The organism is Streptomyces sp. NPDC049577 (assembly GCF_040675635.1).
Classification (GTDB): domain Bacteria; phylum Actinomycetota; class Actinomycetes; order Streptomycetales; family Streptomycetaceae; genus Streptomyces.
The window spans coordinates 1-14,736 of sequence record NZ_JBFAPH010000161.1 but is presented as its reverse complement, the minus strand read 5'-3'; the positions used below and the strand labels follow the sequence as shown (position 1 = coordinate 14,736).

General features: G+C 69.0%; 12 protein-coding genes and 3 pseudogenes. 7 read left to right on the top strand and 8 right to left on the bottom strand.

The genetic code is table 11. The annotated features are described in order from the left end of the window. Positions 1–502 (bottom strand): annotated as a pseudogene (locus AB0K09_RS19100) (hypothetical protein); the annotation flags it as partial. 409 nt (positions 503–911) lie between these two features. On the opposite strand from AB0K09_RS19100, the gene AB0K09_RS19095 reads away from it, so the two are divergent. The 7 genes and pseudogenes from AB0K09_RS19095 to AB0K09_RS19065 all read left to right on the top strand — a co-directional run bounded on the left by AB0K09_RS19095 (position 912) and on the right by AB0K09_RS19065 (position 6,208). Continuing rightward, positions 912–1,331, top strand: a complete 420-nt coding sequence (locus AB0K09_RS19095; protein ID WP_366066543.1) for an ATP-binding protein — start codon at positions 912–914, stop codon at positions 1,329–1,331. Further along, positions 1,322–2,020, top strand: a pseudogene (locus AB0K09_RS19090) (TauD/TfdA family dioxygenase); the annotation flags it as partial. The gene AB0K09_RS19095 and the pseudogene AB0K09_RS19090, both read left to right, overlap by 10 nt. A 67-nt stretch (positions 2,021–2,087) precedes the next feature. Further along, complete coding sequence (locus tag AB0K09_RS19085) at positions 2,088–2,414, top strand: hypothetical protein (RefSeq protein ID WP_366066546.1); 327 nt, start codon at positions 2,088–2,090, stop codon at positions 2,412–2,414. Between the two features lie 134 nt (positions 2,415–2,548). After that, the gene (locus tag AB0K09_RS19080) at positions 2,549–3,403 is read left to right on the top strand and encodes an SAM-dependent methyltransferase (RefSeq protein ID WP_366066544.1); all 855 of its coding nucleotides are present in this window, start codon (positions 2,549–2,551) and stop codon (positions 3,401–3,403) included. Then, a complete protein-coding gene (locus AB0K09_RS19075) occupies positions 3,400–4,314 on the top strand; it encodes a glycosyltransferase (RefSeq protein ID WP_366066542.1) in 915 nt (304 codons plus the stop codon). The genes AB0K09_RS19080 and AB0K09_RS19075 overlap by 4 nt, the downstream gene beginning before the upstream one ends. Further along, positions 4,314–4,901, top strand: coding sequence for a hypothetical protein (locus tag AB0K09_RS19070; RefSeq protein ID WP_366066541.1), 588 nt, complete (start codon positions 4,314–4,316; stop codon positions 4,899–4,901). Before AB0K09_RS19075 ends, AB0K09_RS19070 begins: the two co-directional genes overlap by 1 nt. A 1,052-nt stretch (positions 4,902–5,953) precedes the next feature. After that, positions 5,954–6,208: a hypothetical protein gene (locus AB0K09_RS19065; protein ID WP_366066545.1), complete on the top strand. Its 255-nt coding sequence runs from the start codon at positions 5,954–5,956 to the stop codon at positions 6,206–6,208. Between the two features lie 84 nt (positions 6,209–6,292). Here the strand turns inward: AB0K09_RS19065 and AB0K09_RS19060 are convergent, their stop codons facing one another. The 7 genes and pseudogenes from AB0K09_RS19060 to AB0K09_RS19030 all read right to left on the bottom strand — a co-directional run. Next, on the bottom strand, positions 6,293–8,473 hold the full coding sequence (locus tag AB0K09_RS19060; protein ID WP_366066540.1) for a hypothetical protein: 2,181 nt from the start codon (positions 8,471–8,473) through the stop codon (positions 6,293–6,295). Beyond that, positions 8,470–9,540, bottom strand: coding sequence for a hypothetical protein (locus tag AB0K09_RS19055; RefSeq protein ID WP_366066539.1), 1,071 nt, complete (start codon positions 9,538–9,540; stop codon positions 8,470–8,472). Before AB0K09_RS19055 ends, AB0K09_RS19060 begins: the two co-directional genes overlap by 4 nt. Before the next feature lie 114 nt (positions 9,541–9,654). Beyond that, entirely contained in the window at positions 9,655–10,806 is a 1,152-nt protein-coding gene (locus AB0K09_RS19050; protein WP_366066538.1) for a hypothetical protein, read from the bottom strand. Positions 10,807–10,946: 140 nt separating this feature from the next. Then, on the bottom strand, positions 10,947–11,222 hold the full coding sequence (locus AB0K09_RS19045; protein ID WP_366066537.1) for a hypothetical protein: 276 nt from the start codon (positions 11,220–11,222) through the stop codon (positions 10,947–10,949). Positions 11,223–11,225: 3 nt separating this feature from the next. Continuing rightward, the gene (locus AB0K09_RS19040; RefSeq protein ID WP_366066536.1) at positions 11,226–12,230 is read right to left on the bottom strand and encodes an NlpC/P60 family protein; all 1,005 of its coding nucleotides are present in this window, start codon (positions 12,228–12,230) and stop codon (positions 11,226–11,228) included. A 167-nt stretch (positions 12,231–12,397) separates the two neighbouring features. Beyond that, positions 12,398–14,032, bottom strand: a complete 1,635-nt coding sequence (locus tag AB0K09_RS19035) for an FtsK/SpoIIIE domain-containing protein (RefSeq protein WP_366066535.1) — start codon at positions 14,030–14,032, stop codon at positions 12,398–12,400. 235 nt (positions 14,033–14,267) lie between these two features. Next, positions 14,268–14,736 (bottom strand): annotated as a pseudogene (locus tag AB0K09_RS19030) (hypothetical protein); the annotation flags it as partial.

The following is a 14,736-nucleotide window of genomic DNA, read 5'->3' as shown; positions in this document are numbered from 1 at the left end:
GGACTTGGAGCCGGAGGACGGCGTATGCCTCGGTGAGTACCTGGGGGGCGCGGGAGTAGGCGTCACGGAAGGTGAAGGGCGGTGGTGGAACGGGGATGTGACCTCGCTCCGCCCCGAGGGCGAAGTCCCTTGCGCGCTTTGCGGCCATATCCGCTGTCCTTCTCATCTCGTGCAGCACCGCACCGGTCTCCGGGCGGTCGGTGGTGGGGCTCTTGCCGAACACAGGCGACGGGTCGGGCAGGGGCCCGTCCGGGGCGGGACCCCACAGCTGGTCGATGCTGTAGCCGGACATGTGACTGAGCACTCGGCGAGCATCCTTCTGCGGGAACCGGCCGTTGTAGAACCACGCTTCAAAGGTCTTCAACGCGGGCTCCAGGCTCCGCAGACCCGGGTCCTGCTCAAGCTCCGCCAGCTCCTGAGCAGCCTTTTTGAAGCGCGGCAGGAACGCGCGGTAGTCCTGGAGCCCGCCTTCTTCGAGCAGGCGCCTGAACAAGGTGCCCATTGCACCCCCTCGTCCCATGTATCCGGTAGATCCGTGCCCCAGACGGTAGAGCGACTCCCCATGAAGTTGCCCTGAAATTCGGGGCTTTAGCGGTTTCGAGGAAAGTCCGAGGGAAGTCCGAGGGCGGCCCTCGGAATTCCGGCGAAGGGCGAGGGCGGAACGGGGATGGAGACGGTCGCCTCCCCTCGCCAGGCTCTTCCCTATCCCTTCCGGAGATCGCACCTCCGGATACACGTTCCTGACCAGGGAGTTACCCATGGCGTCCTCGGTTCTGTCATCCAGCCCCAGGCACCACGCGGGACGACGGGCTTCCTCGACCGCTGCCCCGGTCATGGAGCGAGAGAACCAACCGCCCTGCCAGCGCCTTCCCCCGGTCCGTCTGCCACCGGCGTTGTGCAAGCGCCCCCGCATGTCCCCCGACCGGCTCGTGGCCTCGGGCGTTACGCCCTCCAGGGAAGCAGTACGTGACGCACGGCTGGCGGCCAGAGCACTCCTTGAGCAGTGGGGCATCGACGACGAGGCGGTCTTTCGAGCCGAGCTGATCACCGGCGAACTGCTGGCCAACGCGCTTCAGCACGCGAAACCGCCGCACGGAGAGCAGATCGGCCTTCACCTTGCCATGGGCCACGGGGAGCTCCTGATCGAGGTCGACGACGGCGGGGCCCCCAGTGCGCCAGCCGTCCGGCACACGAACGACGATCGGTCGGAATGCGGGCGGGGCCTTGCGCTTGTCGAGGGCCTGGCGACGTGGGGGTACCGGACCCTGCCGGGTGGGCGGCGGTCCATCTGGGCCCACCTCCCGGTTCAGGAGACGGGAGCATGCCGGTGACGTTACTCGCGGCTCCCGCAGCACGCGGCCGACTCGCTCACCACCTTGTCGATCTCAGGCAGCCCGACCTGGTCCCCGACATCCAGCGGCGGTTACAGGAGAGCGGCTTGGTGGTCGTCGAGGGGCTGACGACACCGGAAGCCGTCGCACGGTTCGCGGACCGGTTCATGTGCCGCAGCACAGGCGTTGACGGGCACGGGCTGCACGAGATCCAGCCAGCCGGTCGGCACGTACTGCGGGCGGATGCAGTGGACCGGACCCGGGCTCCGATGCGCCTGCACACCGCCGGCGCCCAGCTGAAGCACCCGCCCCGGCTCATGCTCATGGTGTGCGCCCGCCCGGCCGACACCGGGGGCGACACGCTGCTGGTCGACGGGCAGGACTTGCTGTCCGAACTCGCCCGTCGCCGCCCCGGCGACCTGGGCCCGCTGACACGACGGCGAACGGTGCACACGGCCCCCGGGGTCTATGCGCCGGTCTTCCGGATCTCGCGGGCCGGCCGCTGTATGCTGCGCCTGCCCTCCGGCCCGGGGATCACCTGGAGCCCGGCTGCACGAAGGCGCCTGCTGAACCTGGACGTGGCCATCGAACGGACCCGCCGACGGCTGACCCTGGGGCCCGGGAAGGGCTACCTGCTGGACAACTGGCGCTGGGCACATGGCCGGTTCGACTTCACCGGAGAGCGGCTGCTGTACCGCGTCGAGGGGCTCCCAGGTTCCGGATGCCGGCCGGATTCCCGACCTGGGTGGAGGCACCGTGAGTCCCCACCGCGGACAGGAGCGGCAGGCGTTCCAGGCCGCGCTGGACAGCCCGTGCGTCGTGGACACCGGCACGTTGCGGTGGATCAGTCTCGCGCTGCGCCGGGGCCCGTCCGAGCCGGCTTCGCCCACGCCGCTGGTGATCAGTCCGCCGCCGGTGCCCCGCGCGCCGGCCCCGGTGATGGCGTGGTCGGGGCGGTGGCACGCCCGCCCTCGGCGACGCCATCGCGGCGAACCGGCTCCCCGCAGCCTTCTCGCCGTGCTCGTCCTCGTGTTTGCCCCGGCGGCCGGCGCCGTCGGCGTCCTCGTGGCGCTTCTGCGCTGATTCCCGTCTTCGGCCACCTGCGTGTGGCCGCTGCTGTGTCCGCCCGGAAGACCCAAGTCCCGCCCCTGCTCGGCGGGGCCCGAACCACCGGGCGGCTTCTTCCCTTACTCACGTCCTTTTCGGAGTACGCGATCGTGATCCCCTCCTACCCGCCCAACCTCACCCCGCCCTCACAACCACCGCCCACGCCCACCCCGCCGGGTCTGGAGTCGGTGTCCTTCTCCCAGCCCGCCGCGTCCCGCGTCCACGACCGGCTGCTCGGCGGAAAGGAGAACTACCCGGCCGACCGCGCCTTGGTGGAGCGCATCCTGAAGGTGGACCCATTGGCCAGCTCGGCCGCGCACGCCCACCTGCGGCACCGCCAGCATGTGGTGGACTACCTCGCCGCGCGGGGCCTCCAGCAGTTCGTGGAGATCGGGTGCGGCTACCCTCATCAGCCCTACGTCCACGAGATCGCCCAGCAGCACGGGCCCGTACGCGTCGTCTACGTCGACGCCGACGAGGTCGTCATCGCGCACGCCGCTGTCCGCATGGCCGCTGAGCCGCCGTCGCGCACCGCGCACGTCCAGGCCGACTTCGCCGCCGGCGGTCTCCTAGCCGACCCCCGGGTGCGCCGTGTCATCAACCTGCGGGAGCCGATCGCGGTGCTGCTCCACCAGGTCCTGCACTTGATCCCCGGCCCCCTCTTCCCCCTGATCCACGACCTGAAGGCAGACCTGCCGGTGGGCAGCGCCCTGTCGATCACCCACCCCACCGGCGACTTCCACCCCCGCCACGTCCGGGCTGCCTGGGAGTGCACCCAGGCCGGCGTGCCAGTGTACCTGCGCAGCGGCGGCGAGGTCCGCAACCTGGTCCGCGGCTGGGAGCTGGTCGAGGGCGGCATGGTGCCCACGACGTGCTGGCCCGGGCGGGGCCCCACGAAGGAGGACCGGCTCGCCTCTGGTGCGCACGCGGTCGTCGCGATCAAAAGCTCCCAGGAGGCGTCGTGACGCCGGTGAGCGTGGTGGTGGCGGTGCGTGGCAACGCCTGGGGGCTTCGCCCCTTGATGCGGGGGCTTGCCCGGCAGGAGTTCGTGGGCCGGCTGGAGGTGGTGGTCGTCGACAACCACGACCAGCCCACGTTGTCGTCCTCGTCGTTCGTGGTGTGGTCGGCGCAGGTGCAGCTGGTGAACGAGCCGCGCCCCGGACTGTCGTACGCCCGCAACACGGGCATTCGCCACGCACTCCACCCCATCGTGCTGGTCGCCGACCCGGGGATGGAACCCGACCCGGACTGGGTGCGAACGATGGTGAACACGCTCGAATACGGCGGGGCACAGCTGGTGAGCGGCCGTGTGGAGCTGTCGACCGAGTCCGGTGACCAGCTGCCGTCGGCTCTGGCCGAGGTGTTCGTGTCGGCATCGTGGCCGCAGGTGGTGAACGAGGCGGCCACTCCCTGGGATGTCGCCGGCTGCTCTCTGGGCATGCCCGCGCCGGACCGCCGGGAGCCGCCTCAGTTCGATGCGCACCGCACCGGCCTGGACCTCGCGCACCGGCGCTGCGGCGCCGTCGAGCTCGCCACCCGACTGCGGGCTACTGGCGACCTCGTGCACATCGCCCCCCAGGCTGTCGTGCGCCGGGAACTGCACCCCGAAGACCTCACGGTGATGAACGTGTGGGCGCGGGCCTGGTGGCGCGGGGCCCTGGCCGGCCGGTGGCGGCACGTCCCCGCCCCGGAAAAGCTGGCGCTGCCCCTGGGCTGGTGGCGCACGTGCGTCGGCTGGCTGGCGCTCGTGGCCGTCACCGCTCAGCGATGCGCCCACTGGACCGTGCGCCTGCGCCCCGGCAGGCGTGGTCGCGCTGCGACCCCCACCGGCCGGCATCCGGCCGCCGTTTCCGGCCGTAGTGAGGAGAGGCCCTGATGTCCCAGGATCCCCCGGAGTTCCCGCCGTTGTGCGGTGACCTGTTCCTTCCCCTGGTCGACCGGCTCGACGACGACGAGCTCGGTCAGCTCAGGGCAGCACCGATCCTCCCGCCCGAGCAGCGCGTGGCGATCACGATGCTCGCCCTGGGCGACAGCCAGCATCACGTGGCCCTCGACCTGGACCTCGGCCGGCCACGGCTCCAGGAGCTGCTGCGCTCCGCCGCCCGCCGCCTGCGGCCCCCAGGCGGCAACGCCGTCCCTGCCCTCGTCAACGCCGCCTACAAATACGAGGTGCTCCCGGCCCCTGCTCCGGAGAAGGCAAAGGCACCTGAGTTGAAATCGGCCGAGTGGGAAGTCCTGCACGCCCACACCATCGGGCTGTCGCTGCGCTCCCTGCAGCACTCCCGCGGCAGGCGACGCCATGAGGTCGGCACCGCCCACCAGTACTTGCTGGCGAAGCTGCGCGCCCACACCACCGCCCACGCCGTCCGGCGCGCCTGGGAGTTCGGCATCTTCGGCTGCGTGCCGCACAGCATTGTGCCGGGGGCATCCGGCTCCGTCGCCAGGAGAATGCCGTGGGATTGAGAGGTGGCTTCATCAACCCGTACGCGGCCCATGAAGAGGCACAGGAGTACGCCCGGTTACACGGCCGGCCCGTGGTGTCGATAGCCGGGGTGGTTCGCGTGCGGTGCGGGGTGGACTGGGGCGCGGTCCGCGTCGGGCCCGCCTTCGGCCAGAGGGCCTTGGAAGCACTCGGCCCCGAGGCCGGCCCGGTGCTCGCCAGCACGTACGCCAGTCACTGGACGTTCTTCATCGATCGCGGCGCGGCCAGCGGTTGGGATCTGCTGGGGCGAGGTGTCCGGCTGCTGCGGCCGGGCACCGTCATCGAGCTGCCGCTGACCGCCAGGAGGTCCTCCACCCGTGATGTGCGGTGGGTCGTCCCGCCCAGACCCGACGGCTGGACCGACCCCCACCAGCTCTATGAGGCCCTCGGCGGTACGGCGCCCCCGCCGCCCGCACGAACACCGCCCGCCCGGAAGAAGCCCTCGAAGACGCTCCTCAAGCAGGCGGCGGCGCAGCGTTGTGAGGGGTGTCACCCGGCCGTTCGCAAAGCCTCTGCCACCCCGGCCCGGCAATCCCTGGGCCGGGGTGGCGGCCGACTGTTTCCGTCAGCAACGCAATCCCCTGATCGGGTGAGCGGCCACGCCCGAGTGAATCGCACACCGCCCGCCGGCCCGCCTGCCCTGCGATCAAGGGCCGGTTGACGGTCGAGCGTGTCGCACTGGCTCGCCGGATCCGTGCCGAGGCCCGAGGCGCAGTCGGCGGTCGCGGAGGCGTTCTTGCGGCTGCTCGGCCGCCCCGTAACATGCGCGAAGATCGGCTGGGCCAACGTGGAAAGGACGGCCCTGGCAACACGCGACGTGGCACATAACGGATCGGGTGGAGGCGGCGCGGGCCGGGCGCACAGTGCAAATCGGCCAGTCTGACGTCGAGACCGTGCGTACCATGACGCACATGGTCGCCGACATCCTGGACCAGGTAGGGGCCGGGCACGCACGCCCGATGGCGGCGGTGCCCCTGGTCAATACCGCTGGCCCTACTTGCGCGCGAGCGGCTCGGACAAGGTCACAGGGGAGATGCGGGCCGCCGTCGCCGACTTCGTGTACCTCACGGGTTGGATGGCCATGTGCGAGAACCAGCAGGGGCTCTGGCAGAGGTACTACCCGCGGGCGCTCGAACTCGCCGGCGCCGCCGAGGATCACGTCACCTACTGCCGGACCCTGCGCGGTATGAGCTTGCAGGCCTCCCACCTCGAACACGTCGCGCAGAAACCCAACGGCCGCCCACGCAAGACGCTCGGCTGGGATACACCAGCCGAGCGTCTTGCGTGATCTACTCACCACCTGAGCCAGGAAGTGTTGCAACGACCGCTAGAACGGAAGGTCCGGCTGGCAGGGGCCGCTTAGTGCGTGACGTCAAAGGTCGGAAGGTAGACGCTGGCCGGTTTCGGCGTCGTAGGCGATCCCTGTCGGCGACAGGCGGACTGTCTGGGTGGATGGCTTCGTGCCCTCGTGCCAGCTTTTTCCGCCGACCGTCGCACGAACGGTCACGTCGGCGAGCGGGTCCTTGACCGGCACGGAGATTTCAGGGTCCTTGGGGAACCACTTGTCATCCCCACGCGTGCTCTGCGCGCTCTGGCCTGATGTGGCGTCGATGCGCAGGAATTTGGCGTTGTCGTCGAAGTACGACCGTAGTTCCACTACGACGTGGGCCCTGTCGCTGCTCCAGTGGGCGACGACGTCTGCTTTGACGCCGTCGATGTGGAGCGTGGCGCCGGATCTTCCCTTGTACGCGGCGGCCTTCGTCTGGCTTTGCTGGGGCGGCTTTTCGTCTTGAGTGTGCTGCCACAGGTACGCCCCTGCGATGCCCAGGATTGTGGTTGCAGCGATGTAGGGCCAGGTGCGCCGACGCGGTTGTGTGCGTTCGCTGCCTGTCGAGGTGGGCATAGGTGTGGGTGTGGGCGGCTGAGGCGTGCTGTGCCATGCCGGTGCTGCGGTGTCGCCGGTCGCCGGTTGTTGTTGCCACCATTCCACGTCTTTGCCCATGCGGGCGACGGTAGTGCGGAGCTGGGCTGCTCGATCGGGGTTGCCGCACAGTTGTGCCAGCTGGGCCTGGGTCACGAGCCAGGAAATGGCCTGATCCGAGTTGATCCCGTGAGCGGTGATGTCCTCGCGTTCACCGATGGCCGCCATCTGCGCGGCCTCGTTGCAGCGGCCTTCCCGCGCGGCTTGGAGGACATCCTGGTGGCGGGTGTCGATGACGGTCACAGGCATCTCCCAGTCCCAGTCATCATCGTCTTCGGTGGTGTCCTGCTCGATGGGTATCTCCGTGTCCGCCAGGAGGTCGCCGTTGCCATGGTCCACATCGGCGTCCGTGCCGGTCTCGGCGGCTGGTTCGGCGTCGATGGCCGCTTCGACGGCTACGGCCTGCTGGGCTTGCCGGCGCCGCGCGGAGGTATCGGTTAGTCGGGCCTCGTCCTCGCTCAGCATGGTCTGGACGACGTCGACGTAGGCGGGGCCGACCTTCCACACCGCCTGTCCAGGGTCCAGTGTCGGGATTTTGGCGATGGCCCAGTCGGGCAGGCCGAGCAGCGCGCCGACGATGGATGCCTCCTCCGGGCCGAGGCGTCCGACGTGGGCGATCTCGCACAGGCGCGCCAGGTCCTGCGCCCGGCCGTCGCCCAGATCGGACAGCGTGTGCATCACCACGTCCATGGATAGGGCGGCTTTGCGGCTGTTCTTCAGCAGGCGCTGGATCAGCTCGGCAGTGGCGGGGGAGAGTAGGATCTGCCACGCCTCTTCCAGGACGAGGTGCCGGTGCACGGCGGTGGACTGCCGCAGCCACACGTGCTCAGCCCAGCAGGACACTGCCGCCATGAGCGAGGGGATGGCGGGACTGTTGCGGTCCAGGCCGGAGAAGTCGAAGCTCAGGATCGGCAGGTCCGTCTCGGGCAGGGCCGCGTCCTGGCCGTCGAACAGGCCGCGCAGGCTGCCTTCGGTATAGCGGGACAGCGCGATCGCGGCGCCCTCGCCCCACTCGGTGAGCTTCGCCGCCGGCCACCTGCCGTCTTCGGGGCTCACCAGCGCGCCCACCAGTCCGTTCAGCGAGGTCGCCTTGGGGTGGTTCAGAGCGTGCTGGAGGGCGTGGGCGGCCTGGTGGCTGAGCGCGGCGGGTTCGACGGCGGTGATTAGCGAGCGGACCAGCTGCTCGCGGACCTCGGGCGGGAACATGTCAGAGCAGGGATTGAGGGTGAAGGTGCCGGCTTGGATGACCCGGCCGCCCAGCTCGCGCACGAGCGGCGCCCACTCCCCGCCGGCGCTGTCCTCCCCGAAGGAGTCGATGACCACGGCCTGGTGAGCGTGTTCGAGGATTTCCCGGCGGATGCGCACCTTCGCCGTCGTGGACTTACCGGAGCCCAGGCCGCCCAGGCCGAGACTGTTTGTGGACGGCAGGATGGCGGCTTCCGCGAGGACGGGGGAGAGGTGGAACGGGCGGCCGTCCAGCAGGGACCGCCCAATCGGGATGCCGGGGAACTGGGCGCTGGAGGCGACGAGCGGCGCCGTGATCGCGGCGTGGGTGGAGGGTAGACGGATCACAGGATCGCCCCTTTCCTGGTGGAGGCTCCGTGGGGGGTGGTCATCACGTGGGCGCGGTGCTGCTGGCCCGGGAGCCAGTCGAGGCGTATGCGGTGCCGGTCGGCAGCGAGCGAGGCCTGCCAGCGGGCTTCCGAGACGGTCTTCGGGCACTCGCCCCACACCGTCAGGCAGGCGTCGAGGTCCACGAGGGTCGCGCCCTGGACGAGCGCGCCGTGCGCGGTGCTGGAGGCGATCTCAAGAGCGTCCTGCTTGACCTTGTCGGTGGTGAACGCCTGAGCAGCAGCGCGCTGCCATTTCGCCGACCGGCGGGACTGGCCCGCTGGCAGCGGCCGGTAGAGCACCGCAAGGGACCGGTCGGTGTCCTGGCCCAGCAGCAGCCGGGGCATGAGGTCGCCGTCACTCTCCTCGGGCCATGCGGTGATCCGCGCGGTCGAGGCGTACCGGCCATCGTCCAGAGCCACCCATCCGGGGCCGCGGTCGGTCACGGCCGGCATCGGCTCAGGGGTGATGGGGGTCAGGGCGCCCAGCGCCGCGAACTCGCCTTCGAGAGTTTCGAGGATGCGGGCCCCCTGGCCGAGTCCCTTGGGGATATGCACGGACACCGTTTGTGTGTGGCCGGTGTACTCGCCCACCGTGGCGTGGTGGGTGACGTGGACCTGGATCCCGGCGGTGCGCGCCTGGCCGCCGGCGAACGCCAGGGCGCGTGAGAACGCGTCGTGGAACGCCGCCCTGCGCAGTGGATCCTGCATGGTGCCGTGATCCGGGTACAGCGCCCAGGTCCTGGTCGCTCCCGGCTGGGCGAACACCGCGTCGGGCGCGGTCTTCTCCCGCAGATGCCGGTAGCCGACGGCCGCCCAGCGGGCGATCGAGCGCGGCCCCGGCGTCAAGTTGAGCACGGCCGCAGCTGCGCCCACCGCGCCGAAGGTCCACGCGGGCGGCGGGGTGATCATTGCTGACACCAAGATGGCGCCCCCGACCCCGGCGTTGGCCTTCGTCAGCAGGGTCTCGGCAGGGCTCAGCCCGCGCTGCACACCGGGCACGCGGTAGCCAGGGATCAGGGAGTACACGGAAATAGCCTCCAAGAGGATGGGCCGGTAGGCCGTTGTGCGCCTGGGGCCCCGGCGTCCGCTGCGGCCGCTGGAAGGCGGGAACATGAACGCCGGGGCCAGGCACAGGTCGTCCTAGGGGGTGGGCGGCCGGTTGGCCGGCCGCGGCCTCGGCGCCTGGGACTGCCGACGGGATCCCGAGGCCCGGGGGGTGGATTCCGGGGTCCGGGGGGTGGGTGTCTGGGCCCGGCCGGTGGCCGGCGCCTGAGGTGAGGCGGCTGCTCGCGCTTGCTGGCGCGCCTGGGTGATCTGTGCTGTGCGGGCCGCGCGTTCCCGGACCTGAGCGATGGTGGACTCTGTGGTCAGCTGTCCCGGGCGCTGCTGCTGCTTGACGCCGTAGGCGGCGAACAAGACGCCTCGGTCCTTGTGCAGTGCGCGGCCGGGCGTGTCCACCGTGCGCAGCCCGCGCGCGGCGTTCTCCTGCTCGTAGACATCTGGCACGCCGGCCCGCACGACCGCCCGCGCCAGCGGATTGTCCGTGTGGCGCTCCACCACGTTGCGGACGGCTCCCGCCACCTTGGGGCCGAAGTAGGGAACACCGTGGAAGATCATCCGCAGCATCAACGCGTCCGCAGCGACCAGCAGTACGGTGTCCACGACAAGCGAACCCTTGGCCAGCTCCACGAAGGGGGAGACCAGCAGCAGGGCCATGGGGGCGAACATCAGCCCCAGCAGCCGCATCATCCACTGCTTGACCGCCGTCGTGTCACCGCCGCGCGCCAGCGACGCCAGCACCAGCGGAGCCATGCACACGAACACCAAGATGCCGAGCTGGCGCGTCATGAACACCAGCGCAGCGAACCCCAAGGCCACCACGAGCGCGGCGGTGATCAGCAGGATCGCCAGCGGGTTCCCCGAGTCCGCTGCGTGCTTGAGATCAGCGGGGATGACACCGAACAGCGTCGAGGCGTCGCTGTCGAACGCGGCCCTGAACGCCTCGCTCACGGCTTTGTTCAGCAGCATCACGATTCCCGGCACCGATGCCATGCCGGCGACGGCCGCGAGCGTCCACCCGGTGGAAGCCCCCATCTGCTTCAGACGGGGCGCGCCCTGCCAGGCGGTCAGGGCGCATACAACGACCACGCAGACGAAGACGGCGATGGCGAGGTGCTGGCCGAGCCACAAGAACGGCTCGTACAGCACGCTGTCGGACTTCTCCGGCGCCCAGGCGTGCTCCGGCGCAATCAAACCTTTGAGCTTTTTGATGAGGGTGTTGGCGAGGTCCATGACGTGCTGCGAGGCGCCGTGGGTGATACCACCTTCCCCGCCACCCCCGGATTTAGGGGGCGGGTGGTCCGTGCCCTGCTCGCAGTACTTCCGGGCCTTGCCTTTGATGAGAGCGCAAGGGTTTTTGTCCGGCATGCGGATCAGCTCTTGGCGTTGGTGACGGTCGAGAAAAGCGTGTCGCCGTAGAGCGCGAGGATGACGGCGACGAACAGGGTGCCGACGGCCATCGACCCCTTCTGCAGGGCGCTCTTGGGGTCGTTGGAAAGCTGGAGCAGCATGCGGACGGCGATCACGGCGATGACAGCTGCGATGCCCTTGGTGACCAGACCACCGCCGGTGAGTCCGATGGTGTCGAAGAAGTCCTTGAATCCGCCGCTCATGTCGATCGGCTTGGCGAGAACGGTGAAGTTGGGCATGTGTCAGGCCTCCTTGTTGTGCGGGGAAGTGGGGCGGGCGACGGCGAACCGGTCGCTCATCGCGTCCATGGGATCAAAGCGGACGTCAGTGCCTGGCCGGGGAGCATCGATGATCCAGCCTCCGCCGACGTAAATGCCCACGTGGTGCAGGCTGGTTGGGCTGCTGCCGTAGAAGACGAGGTCTCCGGGCTTTTCCTGTCCGGGTTTGACGGGCTCAGATGCGGCGTACTGCTCCGATGCCGTACGCGGCAGGGCGATACCAACCCGCGCGTATGCGTAAAGGGTGAGCCCGGAGCAGTCGAAACCTGCCACGGACGATCCGGAGCTGCCATTGGGTGAACAGCACGTACCTGTCGTCGGGCCGCTCTGGCTGCCTCCGCCCCACGAATAGGGGGTGCCGATCATGTCTTGTGCCGCGTTGACCACCTCGGCTGCCTGCGCCGTGGTTGTGGTTTTCCCGCCCGGTGACGGCTGCTTGGCGAGCGCCTTGATGGACCGAACGTAGTCCTGCGTCTCCTTGATAGGAGGGATACCGCCGGACTCTATGACGCGGCCGCTGCCGGCATTGTAGGCGGCGAGCATGTTGCTCTCTTTGTCGCCAGGAACATTTTTGACGTCGTTCGCGATCGAGCACAGGTACCGAGCAGCTGACGGGATCGCATCCTCGGGATCCCACACATCGCGCTTACCGTCGCCGTTCCCGTCGACCCCTTCGGTCTCCCACGTCGACGGCATGAACTGCGCTATGCCCTGCGCACCGACCGGCGACGAGACTTTCGGATCGAAATTTGATTCTGTTTCAAGAAGCGCGGCGAGCAGGTTCGGCCTGATTTCAGGGCAGGTGTTTCCTGCCTTCTCTATCAGGCCCTTGTACTGGCTGGGGACGGACAGGCTAAGCGCTGCCGCTCCGCTGCGTATGGGGTCGTCGAGGACGGCCTGGACGAGCGCGGCCGCGATGACGGCCGCGGTTGCTCCCACACCGATCGCCACTGCCGTGGTGGTGCGCAACGCTCCTCCTCCCTCTCTTGGGGTGTTTGACTGTTTGTGCAGGTCAGATCCGCCACCCATGACCGCCACCGGACCGCCCGGTCACCGCCACCCACCGTGGCGGTGACCGCCACCCGGCCTGTGGGGTGGCGGTGGTTCGGCGGTGGGCTGGCGGTGCCGGGTGGCGGTCATGAATCGGACATAAGGGCTGCGGTGAGGTCGGCGAGGTGGTAGCCCCGCACGCCCTTCGCGCCCTTGCCGGCCGGAACACCGAGCAGCCGGGACAGCTTTTTCCCTCGGTCTGCCGGATCCGTTTCCGTGATCCCAAGGGCCGGAGCCAGATCCGCGGTGGGCATGAAGTCCAGGCCCTTGCCCTGCATGAGGTCGACTGCCTGTTTGAGCGGAGATACCGGTACCCGTTCGAGAGCTTTCTGTTGACGGTCGTGAACTTCGTCAACAACTTGCCAGATGAATTCATCCGTGAAGTTGAATCCCCGAACGAGGGTGGAAAATCCGTGCGCGAAAAGCACACCCTGACCCTTGATGGTGGAATCAAGGAGTGCCGGGCTGATCGGGGCGACTGTTTCGAAGTACGTGTCGCCGAGGGCGACTTTCGCGGTTCCTTCAGAGGCCACGTACAGGCACATCCGGTACAGGAACTGATCCCGGACCATGACCGGGATGGCGTTCTGCGCCGGACGCTGCGTCAGCATGACGGTAGAAATCCCCGATTCCAGAGCCTTCGCAACCAACGACCGCGCCTTTTCCGCCACCCTGCGCGCCCTTTCCCTTCCGGCAGATGTTCCGTCGTCGGCGAAGAAGTCTGCTGCTTCATCGACAATGAAGAACACCGGCTTGAACGTTGGGACGGACCTCCGGTGGCGGATGGCTTCCTGGATCTTTGCGTAACGCCTCTCCACACGGCCATTCAGCTCATCGAGCATGTCTTCCATGACAGCGGGGGCGTCGGATGCCTCGTAGCGGACGGCGATTTTCTCGAACCTGGTCAGCCCGCAGTGTTTGCCGTCGAGCAGGTACAGGTCGAAGTCGCCGTAGGCGATCAGCAGGCAGGTGATGAGCCCGTTGACCAAGGTGGTCTTGCCCATCTGCGTCATGCCGCCGACTAGCAGCGAAGCTTTGTCGAACGTCGGCACACCGGCGAGTTCGCCGATGACGTCATGCCCAAACGGGACCCCGTCGAACGCCGCAATCTCGTGCCGGGTCGGCGCCGGGAAAGGGCGGCTGAAAGGCGGCGAATCCAGCACCAGCAGCTGCACCCGGCGCTCATTCTGCCGGCTGCGTTCGAGCTTGGTATGCAGCCGGGTGACGCCGAACATACCGGCGACGGGCCCGAGTCTCTTTTCGACGTCCGCGTACGTACGTCCCTTGGGCACCAGGAAGTCGTAGCGCTTGCCGGTGCGGACTGGAGTGATAGTGACCTCGTCGGCGCGAATCACTTCGCCCTTACCGATGACGCCAGCGGTGGTGAGCGCCGCAGTCAGTTCCGGGTGCGCGGTTACGGCCTCGACGACCTCCTCCACCGTGTTGGTGGCCGTGCCGGGCGCCTCGTGCGAGCACATCACCGCAGGCTGTTCCTCGCGGGCCCACAGGCGTTTGACGCCCGTTCGGATCCGCCAGGCCAGGTAGCCGAGCGCCACCAGCGCTCCGGCAGTGAGCAGCACCGTGGCCGGCCAGGACAAACCCAACTTGGCCTTGATAGCGGCCAGGATGCCGAAGACGATGACGAGACCGCCGATCGCGCCCGCGGCCTGGCCGTAGGCGTCCTCACCGGCCTGGCCGGTTTGCTGCTTCCTCTTCGCCAAACCCCCTCCTTCTGTGATCGTGGGCACGCGATAGTAACCGAACGCTCGTGCTGTTTTCGTCTGAGTTCTGGTGCTCGACGGGTCTGCTCCCTGGGTCTGCGCACGGCACGTGCGCTCGCCAGGTCACTCACCGGGTCTGCTCCCGTGACTGCGTGACGTGCTTCCGGCAGTCGCAGCAAGGGCCAGCCCGCGTCGTTGCTGGCTGGCCCTCACTGGTGGTGCCGGACACCCGGTTTCAGGCGGCCGCGTCCTCCTCGCACTCCTCGCCCTCGCCGTTCTCGTTCGTCAGCAGCGCTCCCCAGGCGTGGCGGATGCGCTCCTCGCTGCCGGTGAAGCCGGCACGGCGGAAGGCATCGCGGGCCTGGCGGTAGGACATCGGCGGATCGTCGCTGTAGCGCAGACAGCGCAGCACGACATCGAGCTGCCGACCGGTCAGCTGCTCGCCCGGTTCAGGAACCGGCACGCCCGCGACGGCCGCGAGGTCCTCAAGCGTGACGGCCTGTGCCGCCGGGTGCGCCGGTGTGCCGGACGGCGTCACACGCGGCGTGCCGGAATCTTCCGGCAAGGCGTTGACCTGCCTGCCGGTGGCGTGACGGTCCATAGCGGCCGTGCCGGATCCCGCCGCGCCCGCCGTGCCGGGCAGGGCGGGCGCGGCGGGAGTCCACTGCCCGAGCTCGGGCAGCCCGATTGCCGCGACCGAGGGT

Bases quoted from the DNA above. Each gene is read 5' to 3' on its own strand.
- AB0K09_RS19095 (WP_366066543.1), top strand. From the start codon at position 912: ATGTCCCCCGACCGGCTCGTGGCCTCGGGCGTTACGCCCTCCAGGGAA.
- AB0K09_RS19070 (WP_366066541.1), top strand. From the start codon at position 4,314: ATGTCCCAGGATCCCCCGGAGTTCCCGCCGTTGTGCGGTGACCTGTTC.
- AB0K09_RS19065 (WP_366066545.1), top strand. From the start codon at position 5,954: ATGCGGGCCGCCGTCGCCGACTTCGTGTACCTCACGGGTTGGATGGCC.
- AB0K09_RS19050 (WP_366066538.1), bottom strand. From the start codon at position 10,806: ATGGACCTCGCCAACACCCTCATCAAAAAGCTCAAAGGTTTGATTGCG.
- AB0K09_RS19045 (WP_366066537.1), bottom strand. From the start codon at position 11,222: ATGCCCAACTTCACCGTTCTCGCCAAGCCGATCGACATGAGCGGCGGA.